The 22,544-nt window shown below is 74.6% G+C and carries 13 protein-coding genes and 1 tRNA gene; 9 read left to right on the top strand and 5 right to left on the bottom strand.

Translation table 11 applies throughout. From position 1 onward, the window contains the following. Nucleotides 1-295 precede the first annotated feature (295 nt). The 8 genes from OO52_RS46120 (at nt 296) to OO52_RS23615 (ending at nt 17,576) form a co-directional block, all read left to right on the top strand. Nucleotides 296-1,540: an ATP-grasp domain-containing protein gene (locus tag OO52_RS46120; protein WP_051818526.1), complete on the top strand. Its 1,245-nt coding sequence runs from the start codon at nt 296-298 to the stop codon at nt 1,538-1,540. A gap of 144 nt (nt 1,541-1,684) precedes the next feature. After that, nucleotides 1,685-4,870 (top strand): non-ribosomal peptide synthetase, encoded by a 3,186-nt coding sequence (locus OO52_RS23645; protein WP_051818528.1) that lies wholly within the window; start codon nt 1,685-1,687, stop codon nt 4,868-4,870. After that, on the top strand, nt 4,867-8,055 hold the full coding sequence (locus OO52_RS23640; protein WP_030646352.1) for a non-ribosomal peptide synthetase: 3,189 nt from the start codon (nt 4,867-4,869) through the stop codon (nt 8,053-8,055). The genes OO52_RS23645 and OO52_RS23640 overlap by 4 nt, the downstream gene beginning before the upstream one ends. After that, on the top strand, nt 8,042-11,047 hold the full coding sequence (locus tag OO52_RS23635) for a type I polyketide synthase (RefSeq protein WP_037629344.1): 3,006 nt from the start codon (nt 8,042-8,044) through the stop codon (nt 11,045-11,047). Before OO52_RS23640 ends, OO52_RS23635 begins: the two co-directional genes overlap by 14 nt. Beyond that, the gene (locus tag OO52_RS23630; protein WP_051818532.1) at nt 11,044-12,189 is read left to right on the top strand and encodes a MupA/Atu3671 family FMN-dependent luciferase-like monooxygenase; all 1,146 of its coding nucleotides are present in this window, start codon (nt 11,044-11,046) and stop codon (nt 12,187-12,189) included. The genes OO52_RS23635 and OO52_RS23630 overlap by 4 nt, the downstream gene beginning before the upstream one ends. A gap of 2 nt (nt 12,190-12,191) precedes the next feature. Then, a complete protein-coding gene (locus tag OO52_RS23625; protein ID WP_158712547.1) occupies nt 12,192-15,221 on the top strand; it encodes a condensation domain-containing protein in 3,030 nt (1,009 codons plus the stop codon). Next, entirely contained in the window at nt 15,218-16,522 is a 1,305-nt protein-coding gene (locus tag OO52_RS23620; RefSeq protein ID WP_051818534.1) for an MFS transporter, read from the top strand. Before OO52_RS23625 ends, OO52_RS23620 begins: the two co-directional genes overlap by 4 nt. Before the next feature lie 82 nt (nt 16,523-16,604). Then, complete coding sequence (locus OO52_RS23615; protein ID WP_051818536.1) at nt 16,605-17,576, top strand: LLM class flavin-dependent oxidoreductase; 972 nt, start codon at nt 16,605-16,607, stop codon at nt 17,574-17,576. A 288-nt stretch (nt 17,577-17,864) separates the two neighbouring features. On the opposite strand, the gene OO52_RS23610 is transcribed toward OO52_RS23615, so the two are convergent. From OO52_RS23610 to OO52_RS23595, 4 genes are all read right to left on the bottom strand, one after another. After that, nucleotides 17,865-19,085 (bottom strand): cytochrome P450, encoded by a 1,221-nt coding sequence (locus tag OO52_RS23610; protein WP_030646364.1) that lies wholly within the window; start codon nt 19,083-19,085, stop codon nt 17,865-17,867. Continuing rightward, a complete protein-coding gene (locus tag OO52_RS23605) occupies nt 19,082-20,488 on the bottom strand; it encodes an NAD(P)/FAD-dependent oxidoreductase (protein WP_051818538.1) in 1,407 nt (468 codons plus the stop codon). The genes OO52_RS23610 and OO52_RS23605 overlap by 4 nt, the downstream gene beginning before the upstream one ends. Continuing rightward, nucleotides 20,485-20,712 (bottom strand): ferredoxin, encoded by a 228-nt coding sequence (locus OO52_RS23600; RefSeq protein ID WP_037629372.1) that lies wholly within the window; start codon nt 20,710-20,712, stop codon nt 20,485-20,487. Before OO52_RS23600 ends, OO52_RS23605 begins: the two co-directional genes overlap by 4 nt. Before the next feature lie 124 nt (nt 20,713-20,836). Continuing rightward, a complete protein-coding gene (locus OO52_RS23595) occupies nt 20,837-21,271 on the bottom strand; it encodes a VOC family protein (RefSeq protein WP_051818540.1) in 435 nt (144 codons plus the stop codon). Nucleotides 21,272-21,365: 94 nt separating this feature from the next. On the opposite strand from OO52_RS23595, the gene OO52_RS23590 reads away from it, so the two are divergent. Next, nucleotides 21,366-22,355 carry a helix-turn-helix transcriptional regulator gene (locus tag OO52_RS23590; protein WP_030646371.1) on the top strand — a complete coding sequence of 330 codons (990 nt, stop codon included), beginning with the start codon at nt 21,366-21,368 and terminating at the stop codon, nt 22,353-22,355. Nucleotides 22,356-22,376: 21 nt separating this feature from the next. Here the strand turns inward: OO52_RS23590 and OO52_RS23585 are convergent. Then, nucleotides 22,377-22,448: transfer RNA gene (locus OO52_RS23585), tRNA-Arg, on the bottom strand. Nucleotides 22,449-22,544 lie beyond the last annotated feature (96 nt).

Below are 22,544 nucleotides of genomic sequence, written 5' to 3'. Positions count from 1 at the left end.
CACGACGATTCCGAGACCGACGCGGACCAACGGACGGGATTGGGCTGCCAACGCTATGAAATTGGTCGGCGCCTCATGTGGTGAAACCTTTCGTCGGTGAATGTGACGCAGCTCACTCCGCAATTACCGGCGAAATCACCCGGAAAGCGATGGCCGGAAATCGATGATTGCCGGGGCCCTGGTCAGTGGCTATGCTTCTCGCCGCCTCTCATGTACACAGACGCCTTTCTCGCCACGTGAGCCCCGCTGCGGCCCGGCGAGAGAACCGTCGATCACTTGGGAAGGACCACCCCACTTGAGCGATTCACCGGTACTCCTCGCCGTCTACGACGTCGGAAGCCTCGCCCCGCTCCGTCTTTCCCAGGTCGCCCGCGGCAATGGCTGCGAAGTCGCATTCGTGGCCGCGGACTCGGCACACGCGCAGCAGATGATCCCGGTCCTCGGCAGACTGGGCCGGGTGGTGAACACGGCGGGCCGCACCGAAGCGTCGGTCGTCGACGAAGTACGCGGGCTGAACCCCGCCGGAATCATCACGTTCAGCGAATTCCGTATCGCCGACACGGTCCGGCTGGCCGCCGCGCTCGGTCTGCCCTATCACGCCCCCGCCCTGCGGGAGGCGGTCACCAACAAAGACCGCCAGCGCGAGCGGTTCGCCGAAGTGGGCCTGGACACCGTCCGGTTCTGCACGGTGACCGCCACCGACCAGGTGGACGCGGCCATCGCGCGGGTGGGACTGCCCGCGATCGTCAAACCGGTCGTCGGCGCGTCGAGCCGCAACACCACGGCCGTCGCCACGGCGGACGAGTGCCGCGCGGTGGTCGCGGCGGCGCTCGGCGGCATCGGCGGGCCGGCCGAAACCGCGGTCGTCCTGGAGGAGTTGCTGGTCGGCATGCCGGTCGAGGCCCCCTGGGGCGACTACATGGCGGTGGACTGCGTCGCCCGCGGCGACGACGTGCGCCCGGTCTTCGTCAGCAGCAAGTTCGCGCTCGCCGAGCCCTTCCGGGAACGCGGCGCCTACGGCGGGCAGTCGGTGGTGCCGGACGACCTGGTCCGGGAGGTGGCCGACCTGGCGTGCCGGGCGGTCGGCGCCCTCGGTGTGCACGGGGTGGCCGACGTCGAGATCAAGCTGACCCCCGACGGCCCGCGGGTCATCGAGGTCAACGGCCGCCTGGGCGCCTGGGTGGACGACCTCGGCGTGCGCGCGGGCAGCAGCGTGCCGGCCGACATCGCCGTCAAGGCGGCGCTGGGACGCCCGTACACCACCCCCGACCCGGTGGGGCGCGGCCCCGCCGTCTTCCACTATCTGATCGTGCCGCCCGTGGGCGCCACCCGCGTCAAGGCGATACGCGACCTGACCGGGCTGCGCCGGCTGCCGTACGTGGACCGGGTGGTGCCGCTGGTCGAACCGGGCGCGCCCGTCGACTGGCGGATCGGCGCGGCCGGCAACGTGGCCGCGCTCAGCGGGTCCGCTCCCGATCCGGCGGCGCTCGCCGAGACCGTGGCCGCGATCGAGGCCACGGACTGGATCGACTATGAGTGAGCCGGTCGGCGCGGGGCCGCACGCGCGGGACGGCGCACACAGCCGTACCGGCCGGCCCCGGGCGACCGGCCGGCGGTCCGCGCCGCCGCCCGCGCCGCGGCCCAGCCCCTCACCAGCAGGACCCGCACCGATTGGAGGCAAGCCGTGACCGACCGCAGTGGCGGGCTCGCGGGGCCGGGCCCGGACGACGGCGCGATCGACGGCGGCGACCCGGCGGGCGCCGCCCGTCCGGCCGGGGCCGACTGGCCGCTCGCACCCAACCAGGTCGGCGTCCACCTCGCCGACGCCCTGGCCGAACGGCCGGGCCTGCACACGGTGGTCGCCGCCTACCGCCTCACCGGCACGTTCGACGGCGAGCTGCTCGCGGAGCGGTTCCGCGCCCTCGTCCGCAGGCATCCGGCCTTGTCCTCCCGCCTCGTCGACGACGGCCCGGCCCTCGGCATGGCCCGGTCGGACACCGCCCCGGAATGGCGGGACGAGACCCTCCCGCCGTCCGCGGCGGACGACGACGGCGCGGCCCTGCGCCTGGCGGAGTGCCTGCGCCCGATCGACACCCGGAACGGACCGCTGATGCGCGGGGCGCTGCTGCGCCGCCAGGACGGCAGCGCCGATCTGGTGCTGACGGCCAGTCACCTCGTCGTCGACGACCAGGCGATGGAGACGGCCGTCGCCGAGGTGCTCACGGGCGACACCACACGGTCCCCGGGCGACTATCCGGGCTGGGCGACGGCCGCGGCCGGGGCCGCCCGGCGCGAAGCCGGCCGGGCGGCCGCCCGCCGCGCCGAACTGTCCGCCCTCCCGCTCGGCTCCGGACCGGGCTGGGGGTGCGGCGACGGCGACGCGGCCGACGCCGACGGCGGCCAGCTGCCGTTCACCGTCCCGGACGACGTATGGCGGAAACTGGCCGGCACCGCCCGCGGCCTGGGCATCTCCCGCCACTCGGCGCTGACCGCCGCGGCGGGGCTGGTACTCGCGCGCAACGGCGGCACGGACGCCTCACTGATCGGCAGCTTCGTCACCCGCCGGCCGGCAGCGCAGCGGCACACCATCGGCTACTTCAGCAACACCGTCCCCGTTCCGGTGCGCCTCGCGGAGGACGGCACCGTGGCCGATTTCCTGCGCACCTGCCACCGCCAGTGCCTCACCGCCTACCGGGACGCGGACCTGCCGCTCTTCGACGTGCTGCCCACCGGCCACCAGTCGGGCCCCGGTCCACTGACCGCCGCGGTCGCCCCCCTGTGGAACCCGCCGCCCCTGCGTCTGCCGGGACTCACCGCGCGGCCGCTGCCCCACCCCTTCGCGGGCGCCGCGAAGTTCCCCCTGCTCGTATACGTCGACCTGGCGGCCGACGGCGCCGCGCGGGGGCTGCTCCAGTTCCGCCACCGGCGGTTCTCGCCCGACCAGGCGGCGCTGTTCACGCGCCAGCTCGTCGCCGTACTGCGCGAGTTCGCAGAACGGCCCGACGCGCGCCTGGCCTCGGTGACCGTCCTCGACGACGCCGACCGCCGGCGGGTCCTGGACGCCGGGCGCGGCGCCCGTCTCGCGCCCGAGGAACTGTCCGTGCCCGCGCTGTTCACCCGGCGCGCCGGGCTGTCGCCCGACCGCATCGCCGTCAACGACGGGCGGACCGCGCTGCGCTACGCCGAGGTCGAGGAGCGCTCCGGCACGGTGGCCCGCGCGCTGGCCGAGGCCGGGGTGCGGCCCGGGGACCGGGTGGGCGTGCGCATGGAACGCTCCTGCGACCTGATCGTCGCCCTGCTGGGCGTGCTGAAGACCGGAGCGGCGTACGTACCGCTGGACCCCTCCTACCCCGAGGCGCGGCTGGCCCTCGTGATCGGCGACGCGGACGTGCGGGTCGTGGTCGGCGACGCGGACTCCCGCCCGGCGGACCTGCCGGAACACATCGACTGGCTGCCGGTGCACACCCGGCCGCGGGACCCGGCCCGGCCGCTGCCCGCCGTCGACCCGGATCTGCCCTGCTACGCCATCCACACCTCCGGGTCCACCGGCCGGCCCAAGGGCGTGCTGGTGACACACCGCAACGTCACCTCGCTGCTGAACGCCACGCGCGACGACTTCGGCCTCGGCCCGGACGACGTGTGGTCGCTGTTCCACTCGTTCGCCTTCGACTTCTCCGCCTGGGAGATCTGGGTCTGCCTGCTCACCGGCGGCCGGCTGGTGATCGTGCCCCGGGCGGTCTCGCGCAACCCGGAGGAGTTCCACCAATTGCTGGAGGACGAGGAGGTGACCGTCCTCAGCCAGACGCCGACCGCGTTCGGGCTCCTGCTCGCCACCGACCGGCTGGCGCGGGGCCGCCTGTCGGTGCGCCTGGTGGTCTTCGGTGGCGAACCGCTGGACACGCGCACCCTGTCGCCCTGGTTCGAGCGTTATCCCCGGGTCCGCGTGGAGAACATGTACGGCATCACCGAGACGACCGTGCACAGCACCACCCACACGGTCACCCCCGAGGACGCCCGTACCGGCAGCCGGGTCGTCGGCCGTCCGCTGCCCGGCTGGGAGATATACGTCCTGGACGCGCGCGGCCGTCCGGTGGCGCCCGGCGTCGCGGGAGAACTCCACGTGGGCGGTGCGGGGGTGGCGCTCGGCTATCTCGACCGTCCCGAGCTGACGGCCGAACGCTTCACCACCGACCGCCACCCGCGGGTGCCGGGAGGACGGCTCTACCGCAGCGGCGACCAGGGCCGGCTGCTGCCCAGCGGGAAGCTGGAACACCTGGGACGGCTGGACGACCAGGTGAAGGTGCGCGGCTTCCGCATCGAACTCGGCGAGGTCCGCGACGTCCTGCTGCGGGACCCGTCGGTCACGTCCGCGGCGGTCGTCGTGCACGGCGCCGGCACCGCCGAGGCACGTCTCGACGCCTACGTGGTGCTCACGGCCGGGGGCTCCACCGACGGGCTGCTCCGGCGGGCGGGGGCCCGGCTGCCCGAGTACATGGTCCCGCAGACCGTCACCGCGCTCACGACCCTTCCGGTCACCGCCAACGGCAAACTCGACACCGCGCTGCTGCCCGCCCCCGAGCCGGACGCGGACGCCCCGGCCGGCCCGGCCGGCTCCCCGGACGCGGCCGGTGACGTCCTCGACCGGGTGGTCGGGGTCTGGCGCGACGTGCTGGACGTGCCCGTCGCCCCGGACGACAACTTCTTCGACCTCGGCGGCACCTCCCTGCTCGCGCTGCGGCTCAAGACGGCGCTGCGCGGCGCCGGACTGCCGGAACTGGCCCTGAAGGAAGTCATCCGCCATGCCACCCCGGCGGCCATGACGGCACTGCTGCGCGTCAGGGCCGGCGCACGTCCGGAGAACGCCGGATGAGCCGCCCCGACACCCGCCCGGCCACCCCCGGACAGCTGCGGTTCTACCTGCTGGACCAGCAGGACGGCGGCGCCGCCCGCACCCTCGTCAAGCGGATCACCGCGGAGGGGACGGCCGATCCCGGGCGGCTCCGGGACGCGCTGCGCGCGGTGGTCACGGCCCATCCGGCGCTGCGCACCTCGCTGCACCTCGACCCCGAGGGGCTGCGCCGGCGGGTGCACGACCCCGACGCAGTGGACATGGTCGTCCAGGCGACCGCGGACCCGGACGCGCTGGTGGCGGCCCAGTCCGCGGAGCTGGCGGCGCCGTTCGAACACGGCGGGGGCCCGTTGTGCCGGATCAGGGCGCTGGTCGGCCCGCGGCACACCCACTGTCTGATCGCCGTGCACCACGCGGTCTTCGACGACGATTCCACGGCCCTGCTGCTGTCGGCGCTCACCGGCGCCTACGCCGACCCCGCCACGACCGGACCGGCCGCCGACGACCGGGACGACGACGAGCCGGCGCCACGGGCGGACGAGGAGCGACTGCGCGCCTTCTGGCGGCGGTACCTGGAGGGCTGCCCGCAGCGGACCGAACTGCCCTGGACGCGGTCCGCGGCCGGCCGGCGCAAGCGGACCGTCGTCCGGGACCTGCCGGCCGCGCTCCGCGACCGGCTGCGGCACCGCGCGCGGACCACCGGCGCCAGTCCGTTCGCCCACTTCCTCGGCGCGGTGGCCGCGGTGACGGCCTGGTACCTGGACCGGGACGACGTCGTCCTCGCGGTCCCGGTGAGCGGCCGGGGGGACGGCGGCGACCGCCGCATCGACTGTCTCCAGAACACCGTCCCGGTCCGCGTCGACCTGGCCGGGGCGGACACCTCGACGGTGGTGGACCGGGCCGTGGACGCCCTGTTCGACGCGCTCGACCACGCCGAACTGCCCTTCGAGGAGATCCTGTCCGGCGTACGCGCCGTACGGGAGCCCGGCCGCAAGCCGCTCGCCCAGATCCTGTGCACCGAGACCGTCCCGGTGCCGGCGGTCGAGGCGGGCGGGCTGCGCTGGACGATCGGCGAGACGGACACCGGGGAGGCGGAGTACGACTGCTGCCTGGCCCTGCGCCATCTGCCCGGCGGCGGGATGCGGCTGGAACTCGTCCACCGCGAGGGCGCGTTGCCGCCGGAGCGGGCCCGCAACACCGTGGACCACGTGGCCCGTCTCCTGGAGCGGCTCACCGACGACCCGGTGCGCCCGCTCGCCGCCGTCGACCTCCTCGGCGAGACGGAGGAGGCCGAACTGGCCGTCCTGGAGGGCGCCCCGCTGGACCCCGACCCGCGGCCCGTGCACGAACTCGTCCTGCGGCACGCCCGTACGACCCCGGAGGCCACCGCCGTCACCGACGGGGTCCGCACGCTCTCCTACGCCGCCCTGGAGCGGCGGTCGCGCGCGGTGGCCCGCGCACTCACCGGGCGGGGGGTGCGGCCCGGGGACCGGGTGGGCATCTGCCTGCCGCGGGGCACGGACCTGGTGGTGGCCGTGCTCGCCGTCTGGCGGGCGGGCGCGGTGTACGTGCCACTGGATCCCGAGTACCCGGCCGACCGGCTGCGGTTCATCGTGGCGGACACCGCCCCGGCCGTCGTCCTGGGCGACCGGGCCCTGCCGGGGGCGCTGCGGGACGCGCCCGGCGTCCTGCCCCTGGACATGGCCGACGCCGGGGCCGCCGTACCGGTGGACGGCGAGGGCGGCGATGCGGCGCCGGCGGACCCGGACGGGCGCGCGTACATCCTGCACACGTCCGGCTCGACCGGCCGGCCCAAGGGCGTCGTGGTGGGACACGCCCGGTTGACCGCGCTCTTCGACGCGTGCGACCGGGCCCTGCCCGGGGCGCCGTTGACCGTCGCGGGCACCAGCCTGTCCTTCGACATCAGCGTCCTGGAACTGCTGTGGCCGCTCACCCGGGGCCGCACCGTCCTGGTGACCGGGCACCGGCAGGCGGCCGAGCAGGACGTGCCGGCCGGGGCGCTGTACCAGTGCACGCCCACCATCGCCCGGCTGCTGCTCGCCGACCCGGCGGGCCGCGCCCTGCTGGGCCGGCTGGGCGCCCTGCTGGTGGGCGGCGAGCCCCTCGCCCCCGACCTGGCGGAGGAGCTGGCGGCGACCGTCCCGGGGCCGGTCGTCAACTGCTACGGCCCCACGGAGACCACCGTGTGGTCCACCACCTGGCGGGTCGCCCGGGGCGCCGCCGTCCGGATCGGGCTGCCGCTGCCGGGCGAGTCCTGCCATGTGCTGGACGGGCTGGGCCGGCGGCTGCCCCCCGGCTGCCCCGGCCGGCTGGTCATCGGCGGCCTGGGCGTCGCCGAAGGGTACTGGTGCCGCCCGGAGCTGACCGCCGAACGGTTCGTGGCGCTCGGCGGGGACCGTGGACGCGGCTACGACACCGGGGACCTGGTCGTCCTCGACGGCCCGGAGGGGCTGCGGTTCCTCGGCCGCCGGGACGGACAGTGCAAGATCCTCGGCCAGCGGATCGAGGTGGAGGAGGTGGAGGCCACCCTGCGCGCGGGCGGCGCGCCGGAGGTCGCCGTGGCCCCGAACGCCGACTCCACCCACCTGGTGGCGTTCCTGCCGGACGGCGTCGCGGCGGACGGACCGCCCGGCCCGGCGGCCCCCGACCCGCTGCGGGAGCTCCGCGCCCACGCCGAGGCCTGGCTCCCCGCGGCCGCGGTCCCCGGCGCATGGCTGCGCGTCCCCGCGCTGCCGCAGCTGCCCAACGGCAAACTCGACCGCGACACCCTGGCGCGCTGGGCGGCCGACCGGCGGCCGGCCGCGCCCGCCGGGCCGCCCCCGGCGGACGGGTCCACCGCGGCGCGCCTGTGCCAGGTGTGGGAGACCGTCCTCGGCCGTCCCGTCCAGGACCACGACGCGACCTTCTTCGAGCTCGGCGGGACCTCGCACGGAGTGCTGCGGGTGCTGGCGGCGCTGCGCACCGCCCATCCCCGGCTCACGGCGGCCGAGTTGTTCCGCCACACCACCGTGCGCGCCCTCGCGGCACACCTCGACGGTGCCGCCGCGGCCGACGGACCCGCGGCGCGCGGCGCGGCCAGGGGCCGCGACCGCTCCCGCGCCCTCAGCGGCTGGCGCGCCGGCCGGCGGCCCTCATCGACCCTCCAGGCACCAGGAATCGAGGCGGACGCAGATGCACGCACCTGAGAACGCGGTGGCGGTAATCGGAGTGGCCGTCCGAGTGCCCGGAGCCGCCGACCCGGACACCTTCTGGGCCGACGTGGTCCGCGGGCACGTGGCCCTGCCGGGGGAGCTGCCCGACGGCACCCTGGGCGTCGGCGGGATCGACCGCGTCGACCGGTTCGACGCGGAGCTGTTCGGCATGAGCCCGACCCAGGCCGCGGTGACCGACCCCCAGCAGCGGATCATCACCGAGGTCGCCTGGCAGGCGCTGGAGGACGCCGGCGTCGACACCGAGCGCGACCCGGGCCGGGTGGGAGTCTTCTTGGGCTGCGGCGACAGCGGCTACCGGCACCGCTACGTCGACGCCGACCCCACGCTGGTCCGGGCCGCGGGCCGCCAGCAGATCTCCCTCGGCAACGACAAGGACTACCTGGCGACCTCCCTCGCGTTCCGGCTGGGCCTCACCGGCCCGGCCCTCACCGTGCAGACCGCCTGCTCCACCTCGCTGGTCGCCGTCCACGTGGCCCTGCGCAGCCTGCTCACCTACGAGTGCGACCTCGCGATCGCGGGCGGGGTCACCGTCCAGCTGCCGCCGGGCGCGGGCTACACCTACCAGGAGGGCGACGTGCTCTCCCCCGACGGCCGCTGCCGGCCCTTCACCCGGGGCAGCCGGGGCACCGTGCCCGCCAGTGGTGCCGGGGTCGTGGTGCTGCGCCGGGCCGAGGAGGCCGGGCGCGGTGCCCGGGCGGTGCTGCTGGGCAGCGCGGTCAACAACGACGGCGCCGACCGGATGAGCCTCGTCGCGCCCAGCCCCCGGGGCCAGGCGGCGGTGCTGGAGGAGGCGCTGGCGGTGGCCGGGCGCAAACCCGCGGACATCGGCTTCATCGAGACGCACGGCACCGCGACCGAACTCGGCGACCAGGTCGAACTCGCGGCGCTGGCCCAGGCGTACGGCGACGCGGCGGAGCCGTGCGCGCTCGGCGCGGTGAAGGCCGGCATCGGGCACACGGACACCGCGGCGGGCGTGGTCGGTCTGATCAAGGCGGTGCTCGCCGTCCAGCACGGGGTGATCCCGCCGGTCCCCGCACAGCCCGGGGACGGCCCCGACGCGCCGCTGGGCGCGGACCGCTTCCACCTGCCGCGCGAGGCGATGCCCTGGCCCGGCGGGCGCACCCGGTACGCGGCGGTCAGCTCCTTCGGGCTGGGCGGCACCAACGCCCATGTCGTCCTCGCCGAACCGGCCGTCGCCGCAGGGCCGCCGGAGCCGCCCGCGGGCCCGCCCGGGCGCGGACCCGCGGTGCTCTCCGCCGCGAGCCCGGACGCGCTGGAGCGCACCGCGGCCCGGCTCGCCGCCGCGGTGCGCGAGGGCACCCGGCCGGTGAACGACGTCCTCGGCACGCTCTGGCACGGCCGGCGGCGGCTGCCGTACCGCTGGGCCTGCCCGATCGAGGCGGCGGACGAGGCATCGGCGCGCGCCGCGCTGGCGGACGCGCTGGAGTCGGCGTCGGCCCAGGCGAAGGCGGTGCCCGAACCGACCGTGGCCGTGCTCCTGCCGGGCCAGGGAGTGGCCCTGGCCGGTACCGGGCGCGGACTGCTCGCGGCCGACGACGGGTTCGCCCGGGACTGGGCCGGCACCCGGGCCCTCGTCCGCGCGTGCGGCGGACCGGACCTGGAGGGCTGCTGGACCTGGCCGGACGACGATCCGCGCTGGCTGCGCACCGACGTCGTCCAGCCGCTGCTGTTCAGCGTGGAACTCGCCCTGCTGCACGGCCTGCGGCGGCACGGCGTCACCCCGTCGGTCCTCCTCGGCCACAGCGTCGGGGAACTGGTCGCCGCCACCTGGGCGGGCGTGTTCTCCGAGGCGGACGGGGCGCGGGCGGTGGTCGAACGCGGCCGGCTGATGAGCCGCGCACCGGCCGGTGCGATGGCCGCCGTGCTGACCGGGGAGAACACGGCGCGGGAGCTGGCGGCGGGCCTGCCCGTGGACGTCTGCGCGGTGAACGCGCCCGACACCGTGGTCCTCGGCGGGGCGGCGGAGCACCTGGCGGAGGTGGAACGCCGGTGCGCCGCCGCGGGGGTGAAGGTGCGCCGGCTGGCCACCGCGCACGCCTTCCACTCCCCGTCCATGGCCGAGGCCGCCGAGGCGTTCACCGAGGTGGTGGGCGGCCTCTCGCTGCACGCGCCGCGCGAACTGGTGCTGTCCAACGTCACCGGGGCGCCGCTGGACGCGGCGCAGGCGACCGACCCGGCCTACTGGGGCCGTCAGCTGCGCACCACCGTCCGCTTCGCCGAGGGGGTGCGGGTGCTGCTCGACGCGGCACCCCACGTGGTGCTGGAGGCCGGTCCGGGGCGGACGTTCGCCTCGCAGCTGCGGCGCGCCACCCGGGGCGCGGAGCACCGACCCGTCATCGCCGAACTCCTCGGCGACGGCAAGCGCGACGAGGCGACGGTGCACCTGGCCGCGCTCGGCGCCGCCTGGACGGCGGGCTGCGCGACCGACGACCTCGTCGCCCCGCCGGCCGCCCCGGCCCGGGTGCCCGGCTACGCGTTCGCCGACACCCGCCACTGGCCGGCCGCCGGTCCGGACGGCACGCCCGCGCAGGGCGCGGCCTCGGGCGGCGCGCCCTCGCCGGGGGTGGCCGTGCCGGGTGTCCCCGAGACCGTGCCGGCCCGCTCGGGGCAGGAGGAGCCGGGCGCCGGTGACGCGCCCGACGGCGCCGGGACGCGGTCCCTGCTGGCCGCCCTGTGGCAGGAGTCGTTCGGCGGCCCGGCGATCCGCCCGCAGGACAACTTCTTCGAACTGGGCGGCACTTCGCTCCAGGCGGCGCAGCTTATCTCCGTCGTCAACGACCAGTTGCTGGTCGAGGTCCGCCTGCAGGACCTGTACGAGCACTCCACGTTCGGCGACTTCGCGGCGCGGGTGGACGAGATCCTCGGCGAACGCGACGACGCCGAACTGCTGGAGCTGCTGGCCGAGATCGAGGGGCAGGGCGCGGAAGAGGAGGGACAGGCGTGAGCGACATCGGCGAACGACTCGGACAGCTGACCCCCGAGCAGCGCGCGGCCCTGCGGCTGCGGCTGCGCGAACGCGCCCGGCAGGCCCCGGCCGCCGACGGGCCGCCGGACGCGGTGCCGCGGGTCCGGCTCAGCCTGTACTTCTTCCCACAGGCCCGCGCGCTCGCGGCCCCCGACTACTACGCCATGGTGCTGCGGGCCTGCGAGTTCGCCGACGAGCGGGGATTCCACGCCGCGTGGTTCCCCGAGCGGCACTTCGTCGACTTCGGCGGCTCGCACCCCAACCCCTCCGTCCTCGCCGCCGCGGTGGCGGCCGTGACCCGGCGGCTGCGGCTGCGCGCCGGCAGCGTCGCCGCGCCGCTGCACCATCCGGTCCGCGTCGCCGAGGAGTGGGCGGTGGTGGACAACATCTCCGGCGGCCGCGTGGGCGTCTCCTTCGCGAGCGGCTGGCACCCGGACGACTTCGTGCTGGCCCGGGAACCGTACGACGAACGCAAGAAGACGCTGATGCGCACCGTCGAACAGGTGCGGCGGCTGTGGGCGGGGGAGGAGCTGGCCTTCCCCGGCACCGCGGGCACGACGGCACGGGTGCTCACCCAGCCGCGCCCGGTGCAGCCCGAACTGCCGGTGTGGATCACCGCGGCCGGGCACCCGGAGACCTTCCGGGCCGCGGGCACCGCCGGGTACGGCGTGATGACCGCGCTGCTCGGCCAGACCCTGCCCCAGCTGAGGGAGAACGTGGCCCGGTACCGGGCCGCCTGGCGGGACGCCGGGCACGCCGGGCGCGGTGACGTCGTGGTGATGACCCACGCGCACGTCAGTGACGAGCCCGACGTGGAGGACAGGCTGCGGCCCGCGCTGCACGACTACCTGTCCTCCTACCGGGCGCAGACCGGCGGCGGCGACGAACCCGTCCTGCTGGAGGCCGCCTTCCAGGACTACCTGGCAGGACCCTCGCTCCTGGGCACGCCGGCCAAGGCCGCCCGGGTGCTGGCCCGGCTCGCCGAGGCGGGCGCCGACGAGGTGGGCTGCCTCGTCGACTTCGGGCTGCCGGCCGGGGACGTGCTGGCGGGCCTGCCCCGGCTGGCCGAGCTGCTGCCGGCCGACCGACCCACCACCGCCGACGCCGACAGGAGCCAGTGACCGTGACCCGACCGCGCACCGTCGCCGACCGGCTGGCCCGGCTGACGCCCGAGCAGCGGGCGGCCCTCCAGCGCCGACTGCGGCACGGGGAGGAGGGCCCGGCCGCCGAGCCGGAACTCACCCGGCGCCCCGGCGACCGCTCCGTCTCTCCGCTGGGCCTGGACCAGGAGCGCATCTGGATCCTCGACCAGCTCGATCCCGGCCGGCACACGTACAACATCAGCACCGGGCTCCGGTTCAAGGGCGCCTTCGACGAGGAGGCGTTCCGGGCGGCCGTCACCGCGCTGGTGCGCCGCCACGAACTGCTGCGCTCACGGGTGGAGGTCCGCGACGGCCTGCCGGTGCTGCGGGTGAGCGAGGAGTTCGCGACGCCGGTCGAGTTCTTCGACCTGCGGGCCGAGCCGGACGCCGTCGCGGAGACCGTGCGCGCGCTGGTGCGGCGGCCGTTCGACCTCGCCGCCGGCGGGCTGCTGCGGGTGGTCGTGGTGCGCGCCGCGGACGACGAGTACCACGTGATCGAGACGATGCACCACTCGGTGACCGACCAGTGGTCGTTCGTCCGCCTCAACCGCGAACTCCTGGAGCACTACCGCGCGGCCCGCGAGAACCGTCCCGCACGGGTGCCCGAACTCCCCGTGCAGTACGGTGACTTCGCCGTCTGGCAGCGGCAGTGCTTCACCGGTGCCCGCCGCCGGGCGCACCGCGACTTCTGGCGCTCCCACCTGGAGGGCATGCCGGCGCATCTGCCGCTGCCCTACGACGCGCCTCCCGAGGGCCGCGGGCACGAGGGCAAGCACCACTACTTCCGGCTCGACGACGAGCTCAGCGCCGCCTTCCTGGCGATGTGCCGCTCCTCGCGGCTGACCCTGTCCGACGCGCTGCTGGCCGTCTACGTGGGCCTGCTGCACGAGGAGACCGGATCGCGTGACATCGTCGTCGGCCTGCCGAGCGCGACCCGCGGCCGGCCCGAGACCCACGACCTGATCGGCTTCCTGCTGACCAACGTCCCGCTGCGCGCCAGGCTGCCCGCCGGCCCTACGCCCACGCAGATCCTGCACGCGGTGCGGCAGGCCTCGGCCGCCGTCGCCGACCACCGTGAAGTGCCCTTCAGCGAGATCGTCGACGCGGTGTCGCCCGAGCGGAGCCTCGACCGGTACCCCCTGTTGCAGACCATGCACCTCGTGCTGGACTTCGACGACACCGTGATCCGGGTGCCCGACGCCGAGGTGCACGGCGTCGAGGTCGAGGACGGCGTGTCGCCGATGGACATCACGGTCGGCTGGTGGCGGGCGGGCGACCGGATGTACGGGCGGTTCGAGTACCGCACCGAGCTGTTCACCGACGCCACCGTCGACCGGCTCGTCGGGCGTCTCCTGGAACTGGTGCGGGTCTTCGTGGAGCGGCCGGACGAACCGTTGCGCGCCCGTGCCGCGGCTCCCGCGCCCGTCCCCGCGCGGGCCGCCACGGCGGCGCCCGCGGCCCCCGCTCCGGTGGACCCCGGCGAGCTGCGCCGGATCGCGGAGGTCTGGCGGGAGGTGCTGGGCACCGAGCCGGGCCCGGACGACAACTTCTTCGAGTGCGGCGGTACGTCCCTGACGGCGATCCGGCTGGCCCACGCGCTGCGCCGGGCCGGGTTCGCCCTCACCGCCCGGCAGCTGTTCCGCGCCCCCACCATGCGTGGTCAACTGGCCCTGGTCCGGCCGGAGCCGGACACCACCCGAGGCGGTGCCGAGCCGGCGGAAGGGGCGGTCAGCCCCGAGCAGGAGGACCTGCTGGAGGGCGGCCTGCCGCACCCGGAGCTGTGGGCGCACAGCCTGGTGCTGACCGCCGCCCGGCCGCTGGACCCCGAGTGGCTGGCCGTGGTCGTCAAACGGGTGGCGGCCGCCCATCCCGGCCTGTGCTCGGCGTTCCGGCGCACGGACACCGGCTGGCGTGCGGACGCCACGGACCGCCGGCTGTGGCGCGTCGAGGCGCCGGGCGCCGATCCGGCCCGGGTGGCGGCCGCCCACCGAGCCGCCTTCGACCTGCGCGAGGGACCGCTGTTCGCGGCCTCCCTGATCCCCGGCGAGCCGGACCGGATCGTCCTGACCGCACACCACCTGGTCGTGGACGGCCTGTCCTGGCAGATCCTGGTGGACGACCTCGACCGGGCCTACCACGGCGCCAGGCCGGCCGCCGAGGCCCGGCACCCGTCGGCGTACGCGGCCGCCTGGCGCGACCACGACGTGCGCGACCAACGCGAGTACTGGCGAGACCAGTTGGCGGGTGCCGCCGCCCTGGGCTGCCGCACCGGCGGGCCGGACCGGATCGGCGGCGAGACGGCGTACCGGGTGCGTGCGGCGATACCGTCGGGCGCCGACGCCGCGGACCGGCCGGCCGTGGCGCTGACGGCGGTCGCCCGGGCCACCCGGCCCTGGTTCGGCGGCCGTGACGTCGTCCTCGATCTCATCGCCCCCGGACGGGAGTTGCCGCTCGCGGACGGCTGGGACCCGGCCCGCGCCGTGGGCTTCTACGCCACCAGCCACCCGCTCCGCCTCCCCTTCGCCGACGACCCCGGCCGCCACCTGCGGCAGGTCGGCCGCGCCCTGGACGCCGTACCGGACGGTGGCAAGGGCTATCTGGCGCTGCGCTGGTCCGCCGATCCCGAGCTGCGCCGCGAGGCCGCCGGCTGGGGACGGGCCGAGCTGTCCTTCAACTACCTGGGAACGCTGCTCGCGGGCGCGGAGAACGGGCGGCTGTTCACCGTCGGCGAGCAGATCGGGGCCTCGGGGAACGACGACGCCACGCGCTACCACGCCGTCGCCGTCCTCTTCGAAACCGACGGCGAGGAAGCGGTGTTCACCTGGAAGTTCGACCCGGACGCCGTCGACGGGGCGGCCGTGCGGGCCGTGGCGGCCGACGCCGCCGAGGAGTTCACTCGGCTGACCCGGCGGCACGGCGCCCAGCCGCCCTCGACGACGGGCATGTCCCTGCACGAAGTGAACCGCATGCTCGCCGAACTGACCCGAGAGAAGAAGAGCCCCTCCGCATGACATCGACGACCACCCGTGACAGGCGCCCCCTCACCGCGCTGGTGACGGCGAACTACCTGTCCTGGATCGGCAACACCATGACCTTGGTCGCGGTGCCGCTCTACGTGCTCCAGATCTCGTCCAGCGCCACCGAGGCGGGCGCGGCGGGGTTCGCCAACGCGCTGCCCATGATCGTGGCCGGCCTCGCCGGGGGCGTGATCGCCGACCGGGTCGGGCCCAAGCGCACCAGTGTGGTCGCCGACCTGGCCGCCGGGGCGTGCATGGCCGCGGTGCCGTTGCTGCACGGCACGGTCGGTCTGGCGCTGCCGGCACTGATGGCGCTGCTGTTCCTGCGCACCCTCGCCGACGCGCCGGGCGCCGCGGCCCGGCTGGCGCTGCTGCCCCGGGTGACCGCGCGCGGGCAGGTGCGCTCGGAGACCGCCAACTCGCTGTTCGCCTCGGCCCAGCGGGTGGCGTTCGTGGTCGGACCGCCGCTCGCCGCGTTGATGGCGGGCCTGACCGGCCCGACCACCGTGCTCTACGTGGACGCGGGCACGTTCCTCGCGTCGGCCCTGCTGATCATGGCGGTGCCGGGCGGGGAGCCGGCCGCGCGGTCCAAGGAGGCGGAACCGGGCGCCGCGGCGGAGCCCGCCGGGGCCCGTCCGGGCCTGCTGCGGGAGGTCACCGAGGGCGCGCGCTACATCCTGCGCACCCCGGTACTGGCGGCCATCATCAGCGTGGTGGTGTGCACCAACTTCCTGGACGACGCGCTGACCCCGGTGGTGCTGCCGGTCTACAGCCGCGAACTGCTGGGCGGCGAGCGGGCGGTGGGGCTGCTGCTGGCGGCCAACGGCATCGGCGCGGTCGTCGGATCGTTCGCCTACGCCCCGGCGAGCCGCAGGCTGCTGGCCAACCGGTGGGCGACCTTCGTGGGCTGCTTCGCGCTGATCTGCGTCGCCCGGCTGGCCATGGTCGCCGAACCCGGGCTGTGGATCATGCTGGTGATCACCTTCGCCATCGGACTGGCCAGCGGACCGGTCAACCCCCTCGTCACCGGCGTGGTGGAGCGCTCCACCCCGCCGGACGCGCTGGGCCGGGTCTGGGGCGCGGTGATGGCCATGGCCTTCGCCGCCGCGCCGGTCGGCATCTTCGCCACGGGCTGGCTCGCGCAGAACATCGGCCTGCGCCCCACCCTCGGGCTGTTCGGCGGTCTGTACGTGCTGCTCATCTGCTACGTGGTCCGGAACCGCCCGCTGCGCGGCCTCGCCGCGCCCGCGGAGGCGCGGACACCGCTCTCCGAGGACGCGGCGACGGCGGGCTGACGCCGTGCCCGAGCCGGGCGGGACGGTTTCGCCACACGCGCAAAGCCCACCGCCCGGCGGGGCCTCGCCCTAGCCTCCTGACATGCAGTCACCGATCGTTTCCGTACAGGCCCAACCGCGAGACGCCGCCTCCTGGACCGCACTGGCCCGGCGCGCGGAGGCAGGGGGGTACGACGCGCTGCTCGCGGCCGACCACCCGGGCACCGCCGCCTCCCCCTTCGTCGCGCTGGCCGCCGCGGCGGCGGTCACCGAACGCCTCGGCGTGGGCTCCTACGTCTCCCACGCGGGGGTGCGCGAGCCGCTGCTGCTGGCGTCGGACGTCGCGACCCTGGACCTCGTCTCCGGCGGACGCGCGCGCCTGGCCCTGGGCGCGGGCCACACCCCGGCCGAGTGGGAGATGCTGGGCGGGCAGCGGCCGGACGTCGCGGGGCGCGTCCGGCGCTTCCAGGCCGTGGCCGAAGCCTGCCGCGCGCTCCTCGCGGGCGAGACCGTCACCCTCGACGGCCCCGAGGCGCGCGCCCGCCAGGCCCGGCTCACCAGGCCGCGCCCGGTCCGGGGCGACGTGCCGTTCACCTTCGGGGGCGGCAACACCGCGCTGCTGCGCTGGGCGGGGGCCCACGCGGACGTCGTGGGCCTGAGCGGGCTGGGCCGCACCCTGCCCGACGGCCACACGCACGAGGCGCGCTGGAACGCCGAGGACATCGACCGCCAGATCGACCTGATCGAACAGGGCGCCGCCGGCCGGTCCACCGCCCCGGCGCGCGAAGCGCTGGTCCAGATGGTGGAGGTCACCGACGACGCCGAGGCCGCGGCCCACCGCATCGCCGGGCAGCTGAACTGCTCCCCGGCCGACGTGCTCGCCTCGCCCTACGCGTGGGTCGGCACGGCACGGGAGATCACGGCCGCGCTGGACGAGCACCGGCGCCGCTGGGGGATCACTCGCTACGTCGTCCGCGAGGCACACCTGGACGCGGTGGACCGCGTGCGCGCCCACTTCCCGGACGGCGGCGCGGCCGTCACCGAACGCGGACAGAAAGCGATGAACGGCGCGTAGCCGGACGCCATTCGTCGCGAGGTGCGGCCGGGACCACGCCTCTTGGCACCCCGTGGGGGACTCGGATCATGACCACTCGCCGTACCGCCCGCTCCGCCGGCCCGGAGCGGCAGGTCTCCGCCTCAGGCTCCGACGGCGACGGCGCCGCGCACCGCAGTGGCACACCGGTCGCCGCTGCCACGTCGGGGTCCCCGGCCCGCACCCGGAAGCTGCCCGACGGCAGCACGGCCGACCGGCACCTCTCGCCTCATGAGCCCCGTAACCGGCCTCGCCACTGGGCTCGCCGCGTCAATCGTCACCTTGCTCGACGTCCAGATGGATAGGACCCCGGAGAATGGGGCTGGGCCGGTACGGCGGCGGGTCGGCGACCAGCCTGGGGCGGTCGAGTCGGCGTACCAGCTCGGTCAGCGCGATCTGGGTTTCCCGCCGGGCCAGCGGGGCGCCGAAGCACGAGTGGACGCCGCTGCCGAACCCCAGGTGCTGGTTGTCACGCCGTTCCGGGTCGAAGCGGTCGGGATCGTGGAAGCGCTTCGGATCGCGGCTGCCTGCGGCCAACATGAGCATGATCTGCGAACCTTCGGGGATGACGGTGTCCCCGACGGTGATGTCGCTGTACGCCGCCCGCCAGGGAATGATGTGTACGGGCGGCTCGTAGCGCAGCAGTTCCTCGACCAGCGGCACGACGAGGTCGGGTTCGTGGCGCAGTCGCAGCAGCACCTGCGGGTGGCGCAGCAGCGTCAGCATGCCGTTGGCGATGAGGTTGACGACGGTCTCATGGCCGGCGATGAGAAGCAGTTTGCCGGTGGCGACGATTTCGGCGTCGGTCATCCGGCCGTCGGGCCCGTCGTCGTTCGCCAGCCGTGAGAGCAGGCCGTCGCCCGGCCGGCCGTGGCGCTGTTCCACCAGCTCGCCGAGGCGCCGGCGCACGTCCTTGCGGGCCTGTACGCCCTTGTCCAGCTTCTCCTTGGGGTCGGTCTCGGGGTCGTAGTCGACCGCGTCCATGATGTCGTTCACCCAGAGGTGGAACCGCGGTTCGTCCTCGCGTGGGACGCCGAGCAAGTGGCAGGTCACGGTGACGGGGAACGGGCAGGCGAAATCGTCGACGACGTCGATCCGCTCCTTGCCCGCGAAACCGTCGATCAGGCTGCCGACGACGGCGGTCAGGTCGCTTTCCATGCCGGCCACCAACCCCGGGGTGTGCGGGGGGCCGAAGTGGCGCATCGCCATACGCCGCAGGCGGTCGTGCTCGGGCGGGTCCCTCTTGATGAACGCGGTCGTGACGCCTTCCTCGAGTGCGGGCACCGGACGCGACAGACTGTGCATGTCCGAGCTCAGGTGCGGGTCGTGCAGTAGGTCTGTGATCTCGCGATAGGTGCTGATGACGTAGCTGCCGTCCTCCTGCCGGGCCACCGGCGTCTCGCGCAGCTCGGCATACAGCGGGTAGGGGTCGGCCCGGGCGGAGTAGTCGAAGATCCGTCGCAGCGTGCCTCGTGTATCGGTCGTGGTCATCCCGCCCTCTTCCTACGGCTGCCGGTGCGCGGCCGTGACGCGGTGCTCGCCCGGGTCCGGCCGGTGGCGACCGCGGTGGCGCCCTGAGCGAGCAGGCTGGGGCCGGGGAGCTCGACGGGTACTGGTTTCACGTCGGTCGGCTGGTCCGGCGTGGGGCAGCGTGGCGGGAAAGGTGCGGTCGTCTCGATCAACCGTCGGTAGTGGTGCAGCCACTTGGCGTCGTCGAAGCTCACGGCAGCCGTGACGCGGCCCCGATAGCCGTATGCGGCGACGAATCGGTGGTCCTCCAGGGACCCCTGGGTGACGACCACCTCGTCGGCGAAGGTCGGCACGCCGACGGACTTGATGTTGACGCCGAACTGGATCGACCAGAACAGCGGGATCGACAGATACGGCCGGCGGTCCGCCTGGGCGCTGACCATGTTGTGGGCCGCGACCTCGGCCTGTTCCACGGCGTTGGCCCAGTGCTCCAGGGAGAGGAGCCGGTGTTCGTAGAGGGGGTGTGGGCAACGTGCCACGTCTCCGGCGGCGAAGACGTCGTCGGTGGCTCGGCCGTTGATGTCGAGGGCGCGGCAGCCCGTGTCGCAGGTGATTCCCCACACGCCCGCCGCCAGCCCCGACCCCCGTAGCCACTCGGTGTTGCGGATGCTCCCGAGTGCCACTACCGCCACATCGGCGTCGACCGTGCTGCCGTCGTCGAAGTGAGCACGGCGGAACCGCCCCTGCGCGTCGCCCTCGAGCCGGGTGACGTTGACACCGCACCGCAGGTCGACGCCGTGAGTGCGCTGCAAGTCCGCCGCGACCTCACCGATCACGGCACCCAGTGCCCCGGCCAGCGGGGCCGCTGCGAGTTCGGCGACGGTCACCGGCAGTTCCCGCTCTCGGCAGACGGAGGCGATCTCGGAGCCGGTGAATCCCGCCCCGATGACCAGAACGCGGGAAGGCCCTGCGGCGAGGGCTCGCTGCAGGCTCTCGGCATGTTCACGCGTACGCACGACGAACACCCTGTCCATGGCCGCCTCGGACTCGACGAACCACGGCCGGGCCCGTACCCCGGTGGCGATCAGTACCCGGTCGAAGGGAACCTCGCGTCCGTCGGCGAGTCGTACGTGGTTCGTCGCGAGGTCCAGCCCGCTGGCGGGCACGCCCAGCAGCCACTCCGCGTCGATGCCGCGACGGCGGGGCAACGCGGTGTCCCCGGCCGGCACCCACCCGGTCATCACCTGCTTGGACAGGGGAGGCCGGTCGTAGGGTTCGCCCAGCTCGTCACCGATCATGGTCAACGACCCTGTGAAACCCTCGGCGCGCAGGGCCTCCGCGGCCCGCAACCCCGCCAGTGACGCCCCGACGACCACGATGCGGCCATCGCGTTTGAAGGCTGGCAGAGCGTCGGCACCGGTCACGGCGGCGACGCCTCCGCCGGGGCGTTCCGTCGTTCCAGCCGGTCGACCAGAATCGCTTGGAGCGGGCAGGCCGCCGCGGCGCGGAGCACCAGGCTGTGCTGGGCGTCGTCGGGGTTCGGGTCGTACATCAGCGCTTCCTCACCGTGCATCCGGAACACCTCCGGAGCCAGGAACGCGCACTGCGCATACCCTTCACATCGGGAAAGATCAACGACAACTCTCATCCCGGCCTCCACAGAGAGCAAGCCGCGAAAGGGCATTTCGATCGCTGCCCACCCCTGCGATGTGCGCGCGGCTAAGGCAATCGAAATTCGAAAATTTCTCCAAATCTCATGTTATGGCCCGAAATCAGTGAAGCGTAGGGAGCGCTGATGCTGTCGGCACCCAGCGTGCGAACTTTTCGACGGCCGCCGGGGTGACGGGGGTGAAGAAGTTGACGAGGTTGCCGTCGGGGTCGCGGAACAGCAGGGACCGGTTGCCCCAGGGCATCGTGGTGGGCTCGCTGACGAAGTCGGTGACGAAGCCGGTCAGGTTCTGGTGCACGCGGTCCACGTCGTCGACGAGGAACTCGATGATCACGCTGTGGTTGTCCGCCGGGCGGGCGGAGCCCGGGGCGAACAGCGGGACGGTGCGGGTGCCGGCGATCGCGAGGGTGGCGCCCGCGGTCCTGAGTTCGGCGAAGTCTTCGGTGGCCCACGTCGCCCGCGCTCCTGTGGCTCGCTCGTAGAACTCGACGAGGCGCGCTACGTCGCCGGTGATGATGCGGATCGAGACGAAGTCCATGGGAATCTCCTATGGCCGTGCTGAAGGCGTGCACGTCGCAGGCTAGGAGAAATAGTGGACAGAATCGGTCCGGTATTCGCGTTAGGCTGCGAACATGCCCCGACCCACCGGCCGCGTGCTGACACTCCTGGAGCTGCTGCAGTCCGGAGGCACCCGGACGGTGGCCGAACTCGCCGACCGGCTCGGCGTCGAAGGGCGCACCGTGCGGCGGTACGTGGACCAGCTGATCGACCTGGACGTGCCCGTGGAATCGGTGCGCGGCCGCTACGGCGGGTACCGGCTCGCCCCCGGGTACCGCTTGCCCCCGCTCATGCTCAGCGACGACGAGGCGCTGGCCGTGCTGCTCGGCCTGGTCGCCGGCCGCCGAGCGGGGTTGACGACGACGGATCGCACGGCGAGCGAGACGGCGTCGGCGAAGATCCGGCGGGTGCTGCCCAAGCACGTCGCCCGTCGGCTCGACACACTCCTGGAGGCTCTCGCCTTCACGGATCGGCCCGGCGAGTTCGACACCCCGGACGCCGAGGTCCTGCTCACCATCGCCGACGCGGTGCACCACCGCCGGCCGGTCTCGATCCGCTACACCGACCGCGACGGACAGCGCAGCGAACGCACGCTGCACCCGTACGGGATCGTCGCCCATGCGGGCCGGTGGTACGTCACGGCCGAGGACGCCCGGATCGGCGAGGACCGGACCTTCCGGCTCGATCGCATCGCGGACGCGAGGACCCTGCCCGGCTCCTTCGAAGCGCCCGCGGGGCCCGGTCCGGCACAGCGCGTGCTGTCGGGGTTCGCCACGGCCGAGTACCGGCATGAGGTGACCTTGCGGATCCACGGGACGGTCGAGCAGATCCGCGCCCGCCTTCCCGCGGGCGTCGCGAGCCTGGAGGAGTACGCGCCCGTGGCGGACGAGGACCGGGCGACCGAACGCTGGCTGCGCGTCGAGCTGCGGGTGGAGCGGCTCGACTGGTTGCCTCCGGTACTCGCCTCACTGGACCGGCCGTTCGTCATCGAGCGCCCCGACGAACTGCGCGACCTCGTCATCACGCTCGCCGAACGCCTCACGTCGTACGCCCGCGAAGCCTGACACCCAGGAGCCGGATCCCGGTAAGGGGGCGGTATTTGAACCACGCGACCTCCGGGTCAGGATTCCGGCGAGCTACCGAGCTGCTGCCCCCCCGCGTCGGTGTCTCAAGGCGTACGGGACACCGACGGACCCCTGATCCGTTGCTGCTCCCCACCCCGGGCCGCGCCCGGTTCCTGGCCGCCTTGTGCG

Source organism: Streptomyces flaveolus, assembly GCF_000716535.1.
Taxonomy (GTDB): Bacteria; Actinomycetota; Actinomycetes; order Streptomycetales; family Streptomycetaceae; genus Streptomyces; species Streptomyces flaveolus_A.
The sequence above is the reverse complement of the archived record's forward strand: the minus strand, read 5'-3'. Positions and strand labels throughout refer to the sequence as shown.